The organism is Chloroherpetonaceae bacterium, assembly GCA_033763895.1.
GTDB lineage: Bacteria > Bacteroidota > Chlorobiia > Chlorobiales > Thermochlorobacteraceae > JANRJQ01.
Genome location: JANRJQ010000004.1, coordinates 119,579 through 138,910 on the forward strand (window position 1 = coordinate 119,579; position 19,332 = coordinate 138,910).

The window sequence follows — 19,332 nt, forward strand, 5'->3', positions numbered from 1 at the left end:
GAATTAAGTTAAATTTTCTTTTGCGTCTTTTCTTGCTTGAGAAACAATTTTTCGGAGCGCTTCTTCTATTTGTTTGGTACGGCGAGTGTTTATTGGTGCAATAAAGATGACATTATCGCCTGCAAGCGTCGCCATTATGTCTGGCAAACCGATTGAATCCAAAATCTGTGCGACTCCACTCGCCCGGCCCGGCAACGTTTTAACAACAACAAGTGAATCATTTGATATGATTGATTCAATTTCATAGCTAATCAACATCCGAAGACGTTGATTCTCTCCTTCTGTGTGAAGCACATACCGTGTTCCGACAGCAGTATTCACTTTTGCGATGCCGAGTTCACGAAGGTCTCGTGAAAGGGTGGCTTGATTAACTTCATACCCCTTTTTTTGCAACGCTACGGCCAATTCCTCTTGATTTGCAATGACCTCCGAAGTGATGACTTCTTTAATTGCCAGTTGCCTATCCTGTTTTTCCATTATGATTTCTCTGAATTCAACATTATGTTTCAACTTCGTTTGAATTCTCACACAAAGCGCCTTGTCATGTCGCGTAGTATAGCATCGCCATTATTGCTTTCTGAACATGCAATCGGTTTTCAGCTTCCAAAAACACTTCTGAATTTGATCCATCCAAAACCTCGTCAGTAATTTCTTCGCCTCTCACAGCCGGTAAACAGTGTAAAACGAGGGCGTCTGCCTTGGCATTATTTAATAATTCTTGATTGATTTGGTAGGTCGAAAATACCTTTTTTCGAATTTCGGTTTCCTTTTCTTGCCCCATACTAACCCAAACATCTGTATAAAGTGCATCAGCATAGCGAGCAGCTTGTATTGGATTTTCAATCCACTCAATTTTTCCTTTAGTATTTTTTACCGCGAGATTAAAAAGAGATTGATCTGGCTCGTATCCTTTTGGTGTTGAGATAACGAAATGAATCGGATAATTCATCGCGAATTCTAACCAAGAATGGACAATGTTATTTCCATCGCCAATAAAAACAATCTTCGAATCGGGCTTTAGTTTTCCCTTCATTCGAAGGGTAAAAGCATCGGCTAAAACCTGACAAGGATGCGAGAAGTTTGTCAGTGCATTAATTACGGGGATATCCGCCCATTTTGCTAAGTCAAGGAGCAAATTGTGGTCGAAAAGCCGTGCGATAATTAAATCGTTGTAACGTGAAAGAACTCTCGCGACATCTGCCACACTTTCGCGTGTACCTAACCCAACAGATTCTTGACCCAAATAAACAGGATGACCACCAAGTTGAAAAACGCCGACTTCAAAAGAAACGCGGGTTCGGAGTGACGGTTTTTGAAATATCATTGCCGCTGTTTTTCCAATTAATGGGCGTTCATTTTTATTGAATTTCAATTCTTCGGCTTTAATGAAAATCTCTTCAATTTTGTTGTAAGATAAATTTTCAAGTGAAAGCAAGTCATTCATTAATTCATGATTCATGATTAAACGGGATAGGAATTTTCTATCTCAATATGAGTATTAAAGGAATTTTTTGGAGCGTTTTCTCGAATCATTTCAGTTCCAATTCCTTCACTTGTAAATATTTCTAGTAAGAGAGAATGTTTGATTCGACCATCAATAAAGTGAACTTTACCGACTCCGTTTCGCATTGCCTCAAAAGCTGAATTCACTTTTGGAATCATACCACCGTGAATTTTCCCACCTGCAATTAATTCTTTTGATCTTCCTTCAGAAAGTGAAGAAATTAGTGCCCCATCAACCATTACACCCTCGGTATCAGAGAGGTAAACGAGTTTTTCGGCATCCAATGCCACAGCAATTGCCGATGCAGCAAGGTCTGCATTAATATTATAAGGTTGACCATTCTCTCCTTGCCCAATTGGAGCCACAACAGGAATCATCTCGTTCTTCATTAAAAGCATGAGCAAAGAAACATTCACGGCAGAAACTTCTCCAACATAGCCTAAATCAATTTCGCTTTGCAATGCCTTTGCCTTTAAAAGTGAGGCGTCCAATCCGGAAAGCCCGATTCCTGCACCACCATTGAGTGAAATTAGCCCTGCAATTTCTTTATTTAAAGATGAAAGCCCATAAACCACACACTCAAGCATTTTGGAATCGGTGTAACGCATACCTTCGACAAACCTTGTTTCTACACCAAAAGCATTTGCAAGCGTTGTAATTTCTTTCCCTCCACCGTGAACGACAACGATATTAATTCCAAGTTTCTTGAGCATCGTAACATCTTTAGCAAATGTTCTCATAAGCCCTTCATCGGTCATGACAGCACCACCAAATTTGATGACGAAAATTTTCCCTTCGTAGGTTTGAATGAATGGCAGGGCCTCAACCAAGACTTCTTCTTTTCTTTGCATTGAATTTTAATCGAATAAAAATACGAGACGAAAGCGACGCCTTCTTCTTTTGATAGGGTTTACTTGATTTCTTGAGCAATTGATAAAAGTTCAGCTTCCTTTTGATAAAGATTGGGTACAAAGATCTCCATCAGTTTTTCCGGAGACTTCGTTGTTACAAAGCCAAATTGCTCATATAGACCGTGTGCATATGTCGTAACAAGCATCCACCGTCGTAACCCTTGCAAATCGGGATGCTTCATAATCACTCCCATCAATTTTTTTGAAAGATCAAGCCCTCGATACTCTTCGAGAATAAAAACATCGGAGAGATAAGCGAAAGTCGTGAAATCGGTTATCACTCGGGCAAATCCAACCTGCTTGAATTGATTCTCACTAAGACGCTCAAAAACACCAAAACACATTGAATGCTCAATAGACTTTGCGACAGTTTCCTTTGAAATGCCCTTAGCCCAATGCGAATGCGTTAAAAATTCATAAATCACTTCTAATTGAAGCATGTTTTTATCTGTACTGATCACAAAGGATTCTTCAATCCGATTTCCCGAAACTTCTACCGCTTTTAGGAGATCACTTTCCATTGATTTACTCGACGATTTCATTTATAAAAATATGAATGCAATTATACGGGGAGCTGCATAATTATGCAATAATTCGCATAATTATTTTTTCATAAATTTCGATTTTTTAACTCTTTCTTGCTTAGAGTTTAGTAATTAATCTGATCTACGGATCGTGGATTAATTTTTAAGGAAAACTTACTTCGAGGATTCGCAAGAAAGCAATGAAAAAAAGTAGATTCGATGGGTTTGAAGAGCTTGTTTTAAAGAACGAACGCTTGAAATCAAAAGCTTGCTTGAAGCCGCAAATCGAAGCCTCTTGGAATTGGGGCTAATAAAGCCGTATGAGGGACGAATTCAATTTTTTCGATATGAAATCCTGTTTGATTTTCACGATTCCATTCTTTTGCAAGCCTTACACTATTGATGATACTGATTAACCGATTTAAAGCTAACCCCGCTACAAAATAATAGATATTTTGACCTGCTTCATCAGCATTGATTCTTTGCGCGCGGTAAAGCGAGCGGTTCTCTTCGCTATTCCAGTCCCAGTTATCTTGCTCGGAGTAACTTCTTCCAAAAAGCCTTTGGCGAGCCATCTCTTCATTGTATTCGAGTCTCGAATTATATTGAAGTACATCGTCCCAATATTTGTCGTTTCTTTCACCGGGTAATATTCCTGCGTTGGCTTTCGCAAAGAGTCGTGCATCGCTATTGAGTGACGACGCATAAAAAGCGGTTGTGACTAAACCAGCCCACAATAGTGCTTCGGCACCTAAAGAAAATCGTGCATAATCTCCTCTACCCAATTGTAATTCTCCCAATCCGGGGAGAAGAAAGGACGAAAATCCCGACCAAAAAATCGATCGTTGATTTTTTTCAGGCAATAAAACGGGTTCAACCAGCATCAATGAATCATTTCTGCCGCCTAAAGGGATAACCGATATCAATCTATTTTGAGAGGGAGACTTGATTGCATTATTTGAACTTAAAAGCAATGAAGAAATTTGATTAGGGTGATACTCTTGGCTGACAAGTATTTCTGAAAAAAGGAATAAGAAAGTAGTAAAAAAAAGAAGACGCATAATCGCGAGCGTTGAATATTTATGCAATTTTAGCAATAGGATGTTTTTTGTTCTTAAATCAAAAACCGAATATTTTATCAGGTTTCTTCGCCTTTCATGAGTTGCTTTAAACCTTCAATTTGCTTGATATGGGTTTCGACATGAGACGCGTATCGCTTCACAAGGTCTAGTAATGTTAATTTTCCAACTTCTGAGTGAATACCGAACTTCTCAAAAACTTCTTTTGGAAGGTTCTTTAAGAGTGCGGTTTGGTGTTTTCTTAAATCACGGAAGGTTTGAAGAGCAAGCATTTCATCCATAGAATGATAAGCTGCTAAAATTGAAAGTTGATCTTGATCGTATGCCAGAAGTGCGGGCGGATTCGATTCACTTGTAGCAATAACTAAATTCATACGAGCAATTCCGATAATTTCGGAATCAACTAAATGGAGAGCGATTTCACGAATCGACCACTTTTTAGGGTTTGGCTTCCAATTTAACTTTCCACCGGAGATCGTTCCGATTGCTTCATTTAATCGTTGATATCCTTTCGAATACCGTTCGATCTCTTTTGTAATATCAGCGGAAAGATCATCTTTTTTAGATGAAAAAAACTCAGGAAACTGCTGCTTCATCTTGATTAAATTTGTTAATGAAAAAAAGCAATAAGGTCAAACGCTTTTATTCTTCAGCTCTGAGACAAATTTTTTGAAAAATTTGAGAACACGGCAAATTCTCTTCACACAAAACTTATTATTCATGATAATACAATTCATTCGGCAAATTCCATTTACCACTCTTCGCCCCTTGAATAATGAAAGTAAAATTCTGAAAACTCTTTGTGAAAAGAGTAAAGTCAAAACTCAAAATTTTAAGAGTGTATCAAAATCAAAATCTTTACTTCCTTTAGCGCTCCCTCTCTTATTTTTGATGTTGATTTCTTGTTCAAAAGATTCTCCAAAACCAAAGGAAATGGTTTCATTTCCCACTTCACCAACAAAGGTGATTTCGGAAGACACTGCTATAGGTTTGAAAGGCCAACTTCATGATTTTGAAAATTTTCCTTCAAAATTTGTTGAGGCAAGAACCATTTCGGTTTGGCTACCAAAAGATTACACCTCGCATCCTGAAAGAACCTATTCAGTTTGGTATATGCATGATGGTCAAAATTTGTTCATTCCTTCTCGCTCTTTTATCGGTGTAGATTGGGGTGTTGACGAAACAATGACTTCCTTAGTTGACTCAGGTAAAATTGATCCGGTTATTGTTGTGGGCATTTATAACACACCTAAGCGAACTGAAGAATATTCACCAAAAAAAGCATTTGATTTAGTTCCAGATGAAGTCAGAAGAGGTTTTATTGAGAGGTTTGGATTAAGGATGAAACCGATTTCGGATGAGTATCTCAAATTTTTGGTCAATGAGCTAAAACCATTTATTGATTCTACTTATAGAACAAAACGTGATCCGGCAAATACTTTTGTTGCTGGTTCAAGTATGGGCGGGCTGATTTCCGCTTATGCGATTTGTGAGTACCCGTCTGTCTTTGGTGCAGCTGCTTGCATATCAACTCATTTTCCTGCTGGTGAGGGAATTATGATTGATTACTTAGAAAAATCATTACCGAGCCCTGAAAATCATAAAATCTACTTTGATTTTGGAACCAAAACACTGGACTCATCTTATGAGCCTTATCAAATGCGTGCAGATAGTGTGATGAAACGAAAAGGCTTTGAGGAAGGGCGCTCTTGGGTTACCAAAAAATTTGTTGGTGATGAACATTCGGAGCGCGCTTGGCGAAATCGCTTTTCTATTCCGGTTACATTTTTGATGTCAACACAACCTTAAGTTTTTACTAAGTACGATGGGATTAAGAGAATGTCTCCCTTTTTAACTGAACCCGCACCAAGTGCCATTGGTTTGTTAAGGAATAACCCAATTCGCTTGCATTTGGCCACTTTGCCAATCAAAAACTGCACGTTTATGTCCTGCAGAATCGAGGTAGAGCCAATCTAATTTCATTGCTTTAGTTACAACAACAGAAAAGTTTTCTCTTCCTTCTTCACTTTCATCGGCAGTTGGAATTCTTCCAATAAGATGCTTTTTCAAACCTGATACAGGTTCGCTGACAGGATATAACGGTGGATGCTCGGTGATGTAGCACCTTCGGCTTGTCAACTGCGTTTTTTGCCAATGTTCGTTTGCTCTTTCCCCTGAAAGATGAATTTCGGCTTTTGCTGTAAAGCGGAGTTGAATTTGTAATTCTGGATCATAAAACAACCAAGCCACATCAGGGCTTGATTTAATTTCAGAAATTTTAGAAGACCGAATATCAGTGTGAAAAATGATAAGCCGCTCTTCCGGTTCAACCTTTCTAAGCACGACTGTTCTTGCTGCGACGCCGTTCTCTGATTTCGTGCAAAATACACCAAGATGCATTGGGTGATTTCGCTTCGACGCTCCAAGTTTCAAGAGTGTCCACGATTGCTCCAAAACCCGCTCTAAAGTTGAGATTTCAAACATGTTATCAGTTGGAATAATTCATGAATCTTTCGTAAACGCTTGCAAAGACGATGAGTTTTTTCCATTTTGAATTGCACATTTCAATTTGGATTATCGACTCATTTGAAACTAATCATTTATCACCTTTTATGATTGCATCATACACCTCTCTTTACAAGAGCCAAACGTCTTCCGCTTTTATGATGTGGACATTGAAGTCACTTTTTTTCATCTGTCTCTTCGTGGCTACGATCTCCCTCAGTGCTCAAACAAGAAAAGTGACCTTTAAACTTGATGCCACAGAACTCATTCTTTGTGGCTTTAATCCAGATTCAGATACGCTTCGAGTTAACATTTTTATTGGCAAAACTTCCGATGGCGTTGAAGGATTGCCAATGAAACGAATTGGCAAAAGTTCCCTTTATGAATTAACACGTGACGTTCAACCCGGGAAAGTCGAGTGGAAGTTTCGTGCTTATCCCAAAAAGAAATTTTACTATGGCGGATATGAACAAACTGAGGATTTGAACAACCGTGTATTTATTCTTGGGAAAGGAACTCTCGATACAACCATCATGATTTCCACTGCCAATATCTACCTTGAAAAAATGAGAATGGTTCATTTTGAATTTGACTTAGATGATCTCCTTGCTTCTGGCTTTGTTGACACCAAAGACACAATTCGCGTTAATATCTATTCAGCCAATTCTTTTGGAAATATCGATGGTCCCGCAGCAGTTCGAATTCCGAATTCAACAAAATATCGAGTCACGCGCGTTCTTCCGCCGGGCACCGTTGAGTGGAAATTGAGAGGTTACCCGGCATATCGCTTTTACAACAAAGGGTATGAAAGAATGGATCAAGGTTTTTTAGAAAATAGGAAATTCAGACTTTCCTCTGCAGAAGCTGATACTACAATTCAAGTCGATCGAATTTTCCTTTTAATGAGCGGTCGGTAACGACGAAACCACAACCCATCATGCAAGATAAATCAGTAAAACAGGAGGATACCAAACCGGAAAACCCTTCTCAGAACACCTTCAATTCACAAGATGTGTTTGAAGAATTGGGAATGGAAGAAATTTCCAATGAAGAACTGGCTGAGCTTCAACCAGTGGATATCGCTGAGTACTTGCAAGAATTACCCATAACGATGGCTTCAGAGATACTCTCACAACTTCCGATTGATATTGCGACTGAAGCCATAGCGACACGGCTTTTTAAGAACATCCCTGAACTTTTCTTATCCCTGCCTAATAATGTCGCTGTTGAGGTGATGCGGCGTCTTAGAACCGACGAACGCGTTTTTATTTTTCGTAATCTGGTTTCTTCGAAAGGTGAAACCCAAAAGGCAATTGAAGAAAAACTACTCACCAAATTGCCAGATGATATGCAAACTGAATTGGAAAACTTTCTTCGTTACCCGATTACCAGTGTTGCAAGTATCATGACAACGGAATTTTCGTTTGTTTCACCGACAATGAATATTGCGAGCGCAAAAAAATTGATCCAGAAACAGCAACGGCAAGTTCGAACTCGTGAAGTTTATGATGTTTATGTTTTAGAAAAAGATGATGTAGGCTCTGGTGACCGAAGGCTTGTGGGTGTTGTCAGCTTAAAAGACATGCTTATCGCCGACGATGAAACGCTCATCGAAGACATCATGCAACAAGATCCGATTAGCGTATTACCCACCGAAGAGCGTTTTGAAGCGGCGGCACTTGTTTCGAAGTATAACCTACTTTCAATTCCTGTCGTCACGCATGATGGCAGGCTTCTGGGAATCGTTACCGTTGACGATATCATTGATGTTATTACCCAAGAAGAAACCATCGATTTTTTGAGATTTGGCGCCGTTCAAGCCAGAGAAACCGATAAACCCTACTTTGATAACTCCATTTGGATTGGGGTAAGAAATCGAGTGGTTTGGCTTCTTTTTCTTTTTATCGGCGGCACACTCACAAGCAATGTGGTTCAGTATTTTCAAGGTCGGTTTGATGAAACGGTCATTCTAACGCTTTCAGCCTTCATCGCTTTGCTTGTTGGAACAGGCGGGAACATTGGTTCTCAAACTGTTTCTACTATTATTCGAAGCCTTGCTATAAATGAAATTGAAACCTCAGATTGGTTCAAGGTTCTGGCACGCGAATCGGCAACCGGATTTGTTTTGGGTTTGGTATTATTTCCAATTTCTTATGTTTTTGTTTTTGTTTTGAAAGGCGATTGGCATCTAAGCCTCGCGGTAAGCACAAGTGTGATTGGCGTTTGCACTTGGTCAAGTTCCATTGCATCTCAAATTCCGATTCTGGCCCAAAAAGTAGGTCTCGACCCAACCGTTCTTTCGGCCCCACTGATCACCACCCTTGTCGATGCCACCGGCTTAATCATCTATTTCAGTATCGCAAAAGTAATTCTCGCATTCTAAACGCATCAGTCGTATTTATTCATCATCTATTTCAATTGACTACTCCGCTTTTATGCTAAACTCGTTCTTCCTCCTCAACCTCTTTGCCTTAATTTTATTCTTGAGTTGGCTCTACATGCTTTTTCGGTCTTATCAATTGAAAACGATTATCCCAGATTTATCCGCCTTCGCTTCGTTGATTGAAACCGCACCTCGAGTCAGTATTATTGTTCCCGCTTGTAATGAGGAGAAGCTTATTGAAAAAGCGTTGCGCACAATGCTAAAACAGAATTACTCAAATTATGAAGTTATCGCCATCAACGACCGTTCAAGCGATTCTACGGGCGAAATTCTAAATCGGTTAAAAAAGGAGGTCTCAAATCTTCAAGTGATTCATGTGAATTCCTTACCCCCGGGATGGCTTGGGAAAAATCATGCCAATCACCTTGGTTTTCAAATATCAAGTGGGGACTACCTCCTTTTTACGGATGCCGACATTTTTTTTGAGGAAAGTGTTCTTTCAAGAACGATTGATTTTGCAAATAAAAATCAAGCAGAGCATATCGTTGCTTATCCGCGCTTGACTTATGAAACCTTTTGGGAGGAATCTTTCCTTGCGATTTTTTCGCTTTTGTTTACTTGGAAATTTGACCCCATAAAAGCAAAAAATCCAAAGAAAAAAAAGGCATTCATTGGGGTTGGTGCGTTTAATTTTGTTAGCCGCAAAGTTTATCAATCAATTGGCGGACACTATCCGCTACGAATGGAAGTGGCTGATGATGTCAGGCTTGGCGAATATGTGAAGTTAAAAGGGTTTGGAAATTACTTGATTCGCGCGAGCGATTTTTTGTCGGTGCGATGGCGGGAGGGTTTGCTTGATACGATGAGGGGAATCGAACGAAGCGCCTTTCCGGGAATTAACTTTTCGTGGGTTTGGGTATTTATTGGAATTGCAGGAACTCTATTTGGACTGATATCACCTTACTGGCTTTTGATTGCCGCTATTTTTTTTGGCGAAAATTCTTTGGGATTAATGGTCTTAAATTTAGTTTCGATAATCACAATTGCTCTCATTTACTATTCTTCGGGGAAATCTGTTGGGAAATCACTGATGCTAACGCTCTCCCATCCAATTGTTTCAATCTTATTTTTGTATGCCTTCTTGAAATCTGCTATTGGTATAACATTGCAAGGCGGGGTTCGATGGCGAGATACATTTTACCCGATTTCAGTCTTAAAGCATAAAGATTGATCACCACTCATAATGACGAATATCAAGTTCATCACCGCGTTTCTTTAATTCTTGTAACGATTTAATTCCTAAGTCTAAATGCAACTCAGTAAATTTTGAAAACACTTCGCTTGCCGATTTTTTTGTTTTTATTCCGTGCTTTGTAAGCGGCATATCGCTGACAAGCATCAGCGCACCGATGGCAACTTTTGAAGCAAATCCTGCAATAAAAAGTGTCGCACATTCCATATCAATCGCGATTGCCCTTTCCTCAATGAGTTCTTCTTTAAATTTTTCATCGAATTCCCAAAATCGGTAATCCGTCGTATGGATAACGCCCGTTCGATAACGAAGTTTATTTTCGACTAAAACTTCAGCAGCTACTTTTTGCACGTTAAAGGTTGGCAAAGCAGGCACTCGAGGGGGCATATAGTGCTGAGATGCACCGTCGTCACGAATAGCTGCAATTGGCAAAATAAACTCTCCAACCGAAAGGCGTTTATTGAGCCCACCGCACATACCCAGCATAATCACGCCTTTTGGTTTTGGGTTTCGGTAGGAAAGCAAATCCATTATCAATGCTGCAGTTGGGCTTCCGATGCTGAAATCAATAATCGAGATATCCTCGTTTTTTGCGGTAACACATTGAAACGCTGACCCCGAAACAATGGGAGATTGGTAACGCTCGGAAAATTTTGCGAGATATTTATTGAAATTGGTGAGCAGAATATAATTCCCAAGTTCTAAAGGAGGCGTTCCTGTATAACGCTCGAGCATATCAATGCCAATTTCTTCTTTTCTAATCGAGGAATTCGATTCACTTAATGTTGATTCTGAATTCGATTTCATCGAATCAACCGCGCCAATACGTTTACGAAATGCCATAAATGGAATTGTACCTAACTGATTTTAGTGCATCGATTCTTCTTTCCCAATAAATTCTTTACCGTTTGGGCTAAGATTGGCTGCATATTTCACAGGGTTTGATTTAAATTTTTCATCACAGCCGTTACAGCAAAATCCATAAGTTTTTCCTTCATAATCGACCTTGTTGGCTTCGTCATTAACAGGTTCACCGGAGATAGGACATAAAGAATTAAAAGTTGCCGTTTTAGCAGTCAATGAATCCTTAGCCGATTTGACTTCTATTTTCTCTGATACACTTTTTTGTTCACTATTCGAACACGCCGAGAATGCAAGTAGCATAAAAAAAATAGTAATAGCCGATATCATTTGAATCTTTTTCATATGTATTGATTTTTATTTTAACGAATTAGTCGATGAGCAGATTTCAACTTCAAGTAGGCAAGATAATCGCCGTTTTCAATCATCTTCAACCCTTTTACCGATTGATTCCAAACATAAATCCACGCTTCTACCGTTTCGTTGTTCATTAATACGGCAGTGATCTTATCTCGTCGATATAACCCGTCATGCGGATGCATTTTATCAACGCCTTCGTACTCATCAATTTCTTCAAGAGTGACATTGGGTCTTAACTGAATCAGTTCGCCATAAACGATGGCATCCTCGTGGTGGATAAAAGCGGGGAAATCGCCGATATCATACAACAAGCCTTTAACTTTGGCATCGGCTTTCTTGTGACCATACTTAGAAACCAAATGCGCGCCTCTTCCGCCGGTTCGCAAAGTTCCATAAACAAAAAGGTAATTGTGAGATGCTGTTTGCATCACTAATGTTGTCTTCTGATTGTCGCTAAAATTAAAAATGCAGATTTAGCAAAAAGTTAATTGAAGTAACCTACAAAAAAAATTTGCAAAAAATCGTAGGATATTGGCCAAAAAATTCAATTTTCTTAGGATTCGTCTTTTCCTAATTCGATATCGTTGGAATCGCTTTCTTCGTGTTCCATATTCGTTTCACCATTTTCATTTTCTAAAAGGCCTTCTTCTAAAATCAATTCTTCAGGTTGCTCTACTTCTTGCTCTGAATTAAAGGTCTGATTTTTCTTTTGATCGAAATACCGGCGAAGGGTTTCAGCGTTCTTTTTTCCGATGACCTTTTCAAGCTCTTCCAAGCTTGCTTCAGCCACTTGAGCCACAGAACCGAAAGTTCGAAGCAGCTTTTCGGCTTTTGCCTTGCCCACACCCGCAATACCGGTTAGTTCGGTTTGAAGCGTTCGCTTTGACCGCAAATCGCGGTGAAATGTAATTGCAAAGCGATGTGCTTCGTCTCTCAAATTTTGAAGCAATTTCAGCGATGAGGAAGTTTTGGGAAGATTATGTGAAAATTGTTCATTTGGGAAAAAGACTTCTTCAAGCCTTTTTGCAAGTCCGATAACCGGTATTTTTACGCTAAGTCTCGTTAAAACTTCATACGCCGCAGAGAGTTGTCCTTTACCGCCATCAACGATAATCAAATCGGGCATTGGAAGTTCTTCGGTCAGTGAGCCACTATAACGGCGTTCCATTATTTCTGCCATTGACGCAAAATCATTCGGACCCTCTACGGTTTTGATTTTGAACTTTTTGTAATCTGATTTTTTTGGTTTTCCATCCACAAAGCATACCATAGAAGCGACAGGGTCTGTACCTTGAAGGTTAGAATTATCAAAGCACTCAATTCTCCGTGGCGGTTTTGGAAGCCTTAAATCTCGTTCGAGAGAATGAACGCTTGAAGGCACGGCAAGCTTTTCACCGCGTTGCTGCTTTTGAATTAAATACTCCCTTAATAAATGCGTGGCGTTTGTGGCGCACATTGCCACAAGCTTGGCTTTATCCCCAATTTGTGGAACAATAAAATCAATATGCTTGGCTTCAACAATATCTACAATCGATCGATTTTCTTCATTGCTTCTTGTTTCAATTAAACGCTCAATTAGTTCTTTTTCTTGCAGTGCAATCGGTGTAAAAATTTCATCCGGTAATGTATCGGTAGTTTCGAGATAATACTTCTCTAACAGTCTTGTTAGCAACGATTCTTCCGATTCACCTTCTACATTCGAAAAATAAAAATGCCTTGTACCAATCAGTTTTCCTTCTCGCACCTTAAATACGACGCCACATGCGTCAGAGCCTTCGCTTGAGGTTGCGAAAATATCGCGATCAACATCATCAGTTGTCATTACTTTTTGCCGCGAAGAATACCGCTCAAGAGCCACCAATTGTCTTTTTAAAACCGCTGCCTGCTCAAACTTCAATTCCTTTGCAGCACGCTTCATCTTTTCGGAAATTGAACGCATCGCGTCTTTGGTTTTCCCCGAAAGCAACCGCTTAACTTCATCAATCATGTCATTGTAATCTGCCTGAGATTGGTGTGCCTCGCAAGGGCCTTGGCACTTTTTGATATGGTAATCCAAACAAACTTTGAACTTTTTTTCGCCGATGCTTTTTTCATTTAAGTTTAACGAGCAGCTTCTTACAAAAAAGATTTCTCCAATTGCATCCAAAAGCGACCTCATTTGGTGAACAGCCGTGTATGGCCCAAAATATTTTGAACCATTTCGATAGACAGTTCTTGTTGGGAATACTCGGGGAAAAGGTTCATTGGTCACAACGATATACGGGTAGGTTTTATCATCCCTTAAGTCAATATTGTATCGTGGCTTCAGTTGTTTAATAAGATTATTTTCAAGAATCAACGCTTCAACTTCCGAAGAAGTTAGAATTAATTCAAGGTCTATAATTTTACTCACAAGCAGTTTTGTCTTGTGAGAATGGTCAGAAAGGTTCCTGAAATAAGACATCACCCGAGCACGAATGTTTTTTGCCTTACCGACATAAATCACCCGACTATCTTTGTCCTTAAATTGGTAAACGCCCGGCGAAGTCGGCAAATTTTTTAATTTTGTTTCCAACAGATTGACTTCAATTTCGGGATTGCGGTCGTCTTGAACCGCTTTCAGTTCTATTTCCGATTCGGTTTCGCCCTTTTTCTCTATTTCAGGATTCATTGATTTCATTCTCACCTTTAACGAAAAAGCTGGTTTTCGTCATTGCATTAACTTAATAATAACGCTTCTTGAAAAAATTTACCTTAATCCAAGTGAAAGCACTAATGAAGATTTTTGATTCCCTTATTGAAAAAAAGGGTAAATTTATTTGGCATTTAACCATTTTTCGCGTTTAAGTGAATTGTATAATTTTTTTAACCGAAACAATCATTAAAACAAAATGACCATTAAAGAGAGCAGTAAAAACGGTGTTCACATTTTTGAATTAAAAGGTGACATGCTTGGCGGTCCGGATGCGGTTGATTTCAAAAATCGTCTTAAAGCTGCCTTAGATTCAGGTGAGAAAAAAGTGGTTGTCGATTTAGGCGGTGTCAATCACATGAACAGTACAGGAATTGGTATCTTGGTTTCAAGCCTTGCTACGGTTAATCAACATCAAGGAAAATTGAAACTCTCAAATTTAGAAAAAAACATCCGTAGCATTTTTGTGATTACTAACTTGGCCAAGGTATTCGAATCTTATGACACTTTGGACGCCGCTTTGGCAAGTTTTTAATTTTATCTTCATAGTTTATTAAAGATGAAGCCTCATGCAGTTTTGCAATGAGGCTTGTTTTTTAAATACTTGGTTTTTTAAGAACCTTAAAAAAAACCGATTTCAGTATGGCAAAAATCCTTGAAGGCCCTGCAATGGAATTTTTTCAAAAGTGGGGCATTCCTGTACCGGCACACGTTGTTGTCACTTCTGCCGAACAACTCTCTCGTCTTTCTCAAGCCAATAAGTGGTTATGGGATTCAAAATTAGTGGTGAAAGCGCATGAAGCAATTGGAGGACGATTCAAGCTTGGGTTGGTTAAAATCGGTCTTAAGTTTGAAGAAGCTTATGAAGCTGTCGAATCAATGATTGGTAAAGATGTCAGTGGAATCAAGATTTCACAAGTTATCGTAGCTGAACAAGTTGACCACGACGAAGAGTTTTATGTTTGTGTCAATTCCACAGCCGAAGGCGCAGAAATTCTCCTTTCAAAAAAAGGCGGTGTTGATATTGAAGATCACTGGGATTCTGTGAAAAGATTAATTGTTCCGATTGGAGAAGCTCCCATACAAAAAGACTTGCTTCAACTGGCTGCCGATGCCGGATTCGACGAAAAAATTCATAACCAACTCTCAAAAATTATTGAGCGCCTTTTCCTTTGCTACGACAACGAGGATGCCACCTCAATCGAAATTAATCCCCTCATCATGCGTAAGCGTGACTTGCGATTTGCGGCACTAGATGCCGTGATGCAACTCGATATGCAGGCTCGCTTTCGGCATCCCGATTGGAACTTTGTGCCCGCATCCGAACTTGGGCGACCCTATACCCCCGACGAACTTGCAATTATGGAAATTGACTCCCGCGTATCAGCCTCCGTAAAGTTCATTCAAGTCCCGGGCGGCGAAGTTGCGCTTCTTCCTGCCGGCGGCGGCGCATCTCTTTTTTATGCCGATGCCGTGATCGCGTTAGGAGGAACAATCGCCAATTATGCCGAGTACTCCGGAAACCCACCCGATTGGACTGTTGAAGCACTGACTGAAAAAGTTTGCGCACTGCCCAATATCAAACATTTGATTATAGGCGGGGCAATTGCAAACTTCACCGATGTGAAAGCCACATTTAGTGGAATTATTAACGGGCTCAGAAAAGCAAAGAACCAAGGACTTTTGCGTGGTGTCAAAATTTGGGTTCGCCGCGGTGGACCAAATGAAGAAGCTGGACTGAATGCAATGCGAGATTTGATTCGTGAAGGGTTTGATATTTCAGTCTATGATCGCTTTACCCCTCTGACAGACATTGTTGGTAAAGCACTTGAAAAATAATTCGAAACATTTAAAACTTGACTTATGAGCATTGTTGTTAATTCAACAACCCGAATCGCTATCGTAGGCGGAAAAACCGCAATTAGCGCGGCGAAACGAATGACTGAATTTAATTATCTGACGAAGACCCCTATCTCCGTTGCGGCTCTGATTAATCCAAGTGATGCAGGGAAATTAATCGAAGTGACTTATGGTAACCAGTATGTCGATATTCCTGTGTTTGCGAAAATCTCTGAAGCCGTAAAGGCAATCCCTGAACTCAATACCGCGCTTATTTATGTTGGTGCAGAACGCGCATATGATGCCGCTGCTGAATGCATTAATTCCAAGCCCATTCAACTGATTAGTATGATTACCGAAGGCCTACCGGAGCGAGATGCGAAAATGCTGATTAAGCTTGCGAAAAAAAAGAATAAACTCTTGAATGGCCCCTCTTCAGTTGGTATCCTTTCTGCCGGTGAATGCCGCTTGGGGATGATTGGCGGCGATTATCGAAATATGAAACTTTGCAAGCTTTATCGACCCGGTTCATTTGGAATCATTACAAAATCGGGAGGTCTTGCAAATGAACTCATTTGGATGTGCGCTCAATATGGCGATGGAATTACAACAGCACTCAGTATCGGCGGTGATACCTACCCCTTTACTGATTTTGTTCCCTACCTTGAGAAATTTGAAGAAGACCCCTCAACCCACGCCGTGATTATTGTTGGCGAAATCGGTGGTGAAGCCGAAGTTCATGCCGCAGAGTGGTTTGCCGAGAAGCCACGAAGAATCAAGCTGATTGGCGCGGTTGCAGGTACTTGCCAAGAAGTGCTTCCTAAAGGAATGAAGTTTGGTCATGCCGGTGCAAAAGAAGGAAAAGCCGGTATTGGAACGGCAAGGTTTAAAATTGAATCACTTCGCAATTCAGGCGCACTTGTTCCGGATACTTTTGGCGGCCTTGGAAATGTGATCAAAGAAACCTACCAAGCGTTATTGAACGAAGGGAAAATTCAGCCGGCCTTGTCAGTTCCCGACGCCGCACTTCCTGCATTACCCAAACAAGTTCAAGATTTCGTGCGTTCGGGTGAAGTGCTTATCGATCCGATTATCCGCACGACCTTGACGGACGACAGAGGCGAAGAGCCCATTTATCGTGGATATGCTGCCTCTGAATTGGTCGATAAAGGCTATGGAATTGAGCATGTGGTTTCACTCCTTTGGAATAAAAAGCTTCCTTCTAAAGATGAATCAGAATTAATCAAAAGAATTATTGTTCTCTCTGCCGATCACGGTGCGGCTGTGTCAGGCGCTTCTGCTGCGATTATTGCTGCATGCGCGGGTATTCCAATGGCTCAATCTGTCGGTACAGGTGTTTCGATGATTGGCCCAAGGTTTGGTGGTGCAATTAGTGACGCCGGCAAGTATTTTAGAAAAGGTGTCGCTGAATTTCCAGAAGACATACCCGGGTTTTTGCAGTGGATGAAATCAAATGTCGGTCCAGTTCCGGGAATTGGTCATCGTGTCAAAAGCGTAAAAAACCCAGATCGGCGCGTGAAATCAATGGTTGAATTTGTTCAAGCTCGGCCTCATCTTCATTCTACTCATCTTCGTTACGCTCTTGAAATCGAAAAAGTCACTACCGCTAAAAGCGATAAACTTATCCTTAATTTAGATGGTGCTATTGCTGCAATTTTGACTGATATGGGTTACGAACCTCATGTCTTGAATGGATTTTTTGTACTGGCAAGAACGATTGGATTAATCGGGCACTGGATTGATCAAAATGAACAATCCTCAAAGCTCATACGAATGCATGATTACTTGATTAATTACGCCACACCTCCAAGAGAAGAAGTTCCACCACTTGAGTAATAAACTCATTGACGAAAGTTATACGAATCTTTTGGAGTGCACAGCTAAGTGATGGAAAGCGAATTTCTCTTTAGAAAAAGAATGCACTATATAGGGCTTGAGCATATTGAAAGGGCATCTTGCTTTCTATGATTTATCAGAGTCCATCAGGAATCGAATTTACGCTAAAAGAATATCCTCGGCTTCCTTTAACTGTTCGGGAGTATTGATTCCTCGAATCTCATTAAAATTCTGTGCTTCAACAGCACATATCTTTTTTTTCGAATCTGATAGAAGCCCTAAAACATCGGTGAGGTAATATTCTTTTTGCGCGTTGTGATTGCTTACTCTTCCAAGGGCTAAAAAGAGTTCCTTCTTATCAAAAACATAAATTCCAGAATTGATTTCATTCACCAAATTTTCTTCTGGAGTGCAATCTTTTTGCTCTATAATTCTTAGTACGCGGCTTCCATCGTCACTTCGAATAATTCTACCGTAACCAGTTGGATCGGCAAGACGCGCCGTAAGAACCGTTGCTGCAGCTTTTTCTGCAATGTGATAATCCAATAAAGATTGCAAGGTTTCAGCGGCTGTAAGTGGAACATCACCCGAAAGCACAATCACATTTCCTTCAAGGCCTTCTAAGGGCTTTTGGGCTTGCATTACAGCATGTCCGGTGCCTAACTGTGGAGATTGCAAGGCATAATTTAAAACCACCGATTGAAACTCTTGTTGAATGGATTCTTTCACCGATTCAGCTAAATGACCAACAATAATGACAATCTTAGAGGGATTTAAGGAAAGCGCAGTATCGATGACAAAATGAATCATTGGTCGCCCCGCAATCGGATGGAGAACTTTTGGGAGCTCTGATTTCATTCTTGTGCCTTTACCGGCAGCCATTACAATTATCGAAAGCGTCATGATTACAGTAAATATTCAAACTTTAGTCGTTTAAGACAGGTTCTGCACTACCCACACGATAGGTTTCGGTTGGATGATTCAATTTATCAACTCGAACAACAATCGGTTTGTAACCTTTTGCTTCTTCGCGTGTCATTTCCGCATATGTCATGATGATGATTTCATCCCCTACTGCGGAAAGCCTTGCGCAGGCACCGTTTAACTGAATAATTCCTGAGCCGCGTTCCCCTTCAATGATGTAGGTTTCAAATCGTGCTCCATTGTTGTTATTGACCACTTGAACTTTTTCATTTGGCATCATATCTGCAACTTCAATCAAATCTTTGTCAATCGTGATACTGCCTTCGTAGTATAAATCAGCCTGAGTCACAGTGGCTCGGTGAATTTTTGATTTCAAAATGTGTAGTAACATAGTTTCTCTTTTATTCAAATTATTACGGCTAAATTAATACAGTTCTGATAATTCGCAACCAAAGCCTTTATTTGACTTGTTCATCGCTTACCCGCCAAAAAGTGAAGGACCCAATTTATTGTAAACATTAAAGAATTGATTCAGAAACAATTTCTTAACAGCTAAAATGAGTATTTACAGATTGAGATGATTATTTTTCAAGCTTGAAAGGCATTTCTTGAGCCTTTTTTCAAAAAAAGCCGCTTTATTCGGTTGTTTCACAACACATTTT

The 19,332-nt window shown here is 40.1% G+C and carries 20 protein-coding genes; 7 read left to right on the top strand and 13 right to left on the bottom strand.

Annotated features, from left to right (window positions below; genetic code table 11):
• Positions 1–3: 3 nt before the first annotated feature.
• The 6 genes from argR to SFU91_01265 form a co-directional block, all read right to left on the bottom strand.
• Complete coding sequence (gene argR, locus SFU91_01240; protein ID MDX2127640.1) at positions 4–477, bottom strand: arginine repressor; 474 nt, start codon at positions 475–477, stop codon at positions 4–6.
• A gap of 64 nt (positions 478–541) precedes the next feature.
• Positions 542–1,459, bottom strand: coding sequence for an ornithine carbamoyltransferase (gene argF, locus SFU91_01245; GenBank protein ID MDX2127641.1), 918 nt, complete (start codon positions 1,457–1,459; stop codon positions 542–544).
• A 2-nt stretch (positions 1,460–1,461) separates the two neighbouring features.
• A complete protein-coding gene (gene argB / locus SFU91_01250; GenBank protein MDX2127642.1) occupies positions 1,462–2,355 on the bottom strand; it encodes an acetylglutamate kinase in 894 nt (297 codons plus the stop codon).
• Between the two features lie 59 nt (positions 2,356–2,414).
• Positions 2,415–2,936 carry a GNAT family N-acetyltransferase gene (locus SFU91_01255; GenBank protein MDX2127643.1) on the bottom strand — a complete coding sequence of 174 codons (522 nt, stop codon included), beginning with the start codon at positions 2,934–2,936 and terminating at the stop codon, positions 2,415–2,417.
• Positions 2,937–3,199: 263 nt separating this feature from the next.
• Entirely contained in the window at positions 3,200–4,000 is an 801-nt protein-coding gene (locus SFU91_01260; GenBank protein MDX2127644.1) for a hypothetical protein, read from the bottom strand.
• 77 nt (positions 4,001–4,077) lie between these two features.
• Positions 4,078–4,614 carry a DinB family protein gene (locus SFU91_01265; GenBank protein MDX2127645.1) on the bottom strand — a complete coding sequence of 179 codons (537 nt, stop codon included), beginning with the start codon at positions 4,612–4,614 and terminating at the stop codon, positions 4,078–4,080.
• Between the two features lie 337 nt (positions 4,615–4,951).
• Here SFU91_01265 and SFU91_01270 point away from each other — a divergent pair, with 337 nt between their 5' ends.
• A complete protein-coding gene (locus SFU91_01270; GenBank protein MDX2127646.1) occupies positions 4,952–5,827 on the top strand; it encodes an alpha/beta hydrolase-fold protein in 876 nt (291 codons plus the stop codon).
• 75 nt (positions 5,828–5,902) lie between these two features.
• On the opposite strand, the gene SFU91_01275 is transcribed toward SFU91_01270, so the two are convergent.
• Positions 5,903–6,502 (bottom strand): pyridoxamine 5'-phosphate oxidase family protein, encoded by a 600-nt coding sequence (locus SFU91_01275; protein MDX2127647.1) that lies wholly within the window; start codon positions 6,500–6,502, stop codon positions 5,903–5,905.
• Between the two features lie 128 nt (positions 6,503–6,630).
• Here SFU91_01275 and SFU91_01280 point away from each other — a divergent pair, with 128 nt between their 5' ends.
• From SFU91_01280 to SFU91_01290, 3 genes are all read left to right on the top strand, one after another.
• On the top strand, positions 6,631–7,440 hold the full coding sequence (locus tag SFU91_01280) for a hypothetical protein (GenBank protein ID MDX2127648.1): 810 nt from the start codon (positions 6,631–6,633) through the stop codon (positions 7,438–7,440).
• Between the two features lie 20 nt (positions 7,441–7,460).
• Positions 7,461–8,906 (top strand): magnesium transporter, encoded by a 1,446-nt coding sequence (gene mgtE / locus SFU91_01285; protein ID MDX2127649.1) that lies wholly within the window; start codon positions 7,461–7,463, stop codon positions 8,904–8,906.
• Between the two features lie 100 nt (positions 8,907–9,006).
• Complete coding sequence (locus SFU91_01290; protein ID MDX2127650.1) at positions 9,007–10,137, top strand: glycosyltransferase family 2 protein; 1,131 nt, start codon at positions 9,007–9,009, stop codon at positions 10,135–10,137.
• On the opposite strand, the gene SFU91_01295 is transcribed toward SFU91_01290, so the two are convergent.
• The 4 genes from SFU91_01295 to uvrC all read right to left on the bottom strand — a co-directional run bounded on the left by SFU91_01295 (position 10,138) and on the right by uvrC (position 14,029).
• Positions 10,138–11,001, bottom strand: a complete 864-nt coding sequence (locus SFU91_01295) for an AMP nucleosidase (protein MDX2127651.1) — start codon at positions 10,999–11,001, stop codon at positions 10,138–10,140. It abuts the gene before it with no gap.
• 24 nt (positions 11,002–11,025) lie between these two features.
• Positions 11,026–11,364, bottom strand: a complete 339-nt coding sequence (locus SFU91_01300) for a YHS domain-containing protein (GenBank protein MDX2127652.1) — start codon at positions 11,362–11,364, stop codon at positions 11,026–11,028.
• 17 nt (positions 11,365–11,381) lie between these two features.
• Positions 11,382–11,807, bottom strand: coding sequence for a gamma-glutamylcyclotransferase family protein (locus SFU91_01305; GenBank protein ID MDX2127653.1), 426 nt, complete (start codon positions 11,805–11,807; stop codon positions 11,382–11,384).
• A gap of 125 nt (positions 11,808–11,932) precedes the next feature.
• Complete coding sequence (uvrC, locus tag SFU91_01310) at positions 11,933–14,029, bottom strand: excinuclease ABC subunit UvrC (GenBank protein MDX2127654.1); 2,097 nt, start codon at positions 14,027–14,029, stop codon at positions 11,933–11,935.
• Positions 14,030–14,249: 220 nt separating this feature from the next.
• On the opposite strand from uvrC, the gene SFU91_01315 reads away from it, so the two are divergent.
• The 3 genes from SFU91_01315 to SFU91_01325 all read left to right on the top strand — a co-directional run bounded on the left by SFU91_01315 (position 14,250) and on the right by SFU91_01325 (position 17,746).
• Positions 14,250–14,585 (top strand): STAS domain-containing protein, encoded by a 336-nt coding sequence (locus tag SFU91_01315; GenBank protein ID MDX2127655.1) that lies wholly within the window; start codon positions 14,250–14,252, stop codon positions 14,583–14,585.
• A 107-nt stretch (positions 14,586–14,692) separates the two neighbouring features.
• Positions 14,693–15,889 (top strand): ATP citrate lyase citrate-binding domain-containing protein, encoded by a 1,197-nt coding sequence (locus tag SFU91_01320; protein MDX2127656.1) that lies wholly within the window; start codon positions 14,693–14,695, stop codon positions 15,887–15,889.
• A 24-nt stretch (positions 15,890–15,913) separates the two neighbouring features.
• Entirely contained in the window at positions 15,914–17,746 is a 1,833-nt protein-coding gene (locus SFU91_01325) for a citrate/2-methylcitrate synthase (protein ID MDX2127657.1), read from the top strand.
• 159 nt (positions 17,747–17,905) lie between these two features.
• Here the strand turns inward: SFU91_01325 and SFU91_01330 are convergent, their stop codons facing one another.
• Both SFU91_01330 and panD read right to left on the bottom strand, forming a co-directional pair.
• A complete protein-coding gene (locus tag SFU91_01330) occupies positions 17,906–18,649 on the bottom strand; it encodes a sugar phosphate nucleotidyltransferase (protein MDX2127658.1) in 744 nt (247 codons plus the stop codon).
• A gap of 22 nt (positions 18,650–18,671) precedes the next feature.
• Entirely contained in the window at positions 18,672–19,061 is a 390-nt protein-coding gene (gene panD / locus SFU91_01335) for an aspartate 1-decarboxylase (GenBank protein MDX2127659.1), read from the bottom strand.
• Between the last annotated feature and the right edge of the window lie 271 nt (positions 19,062–19,332).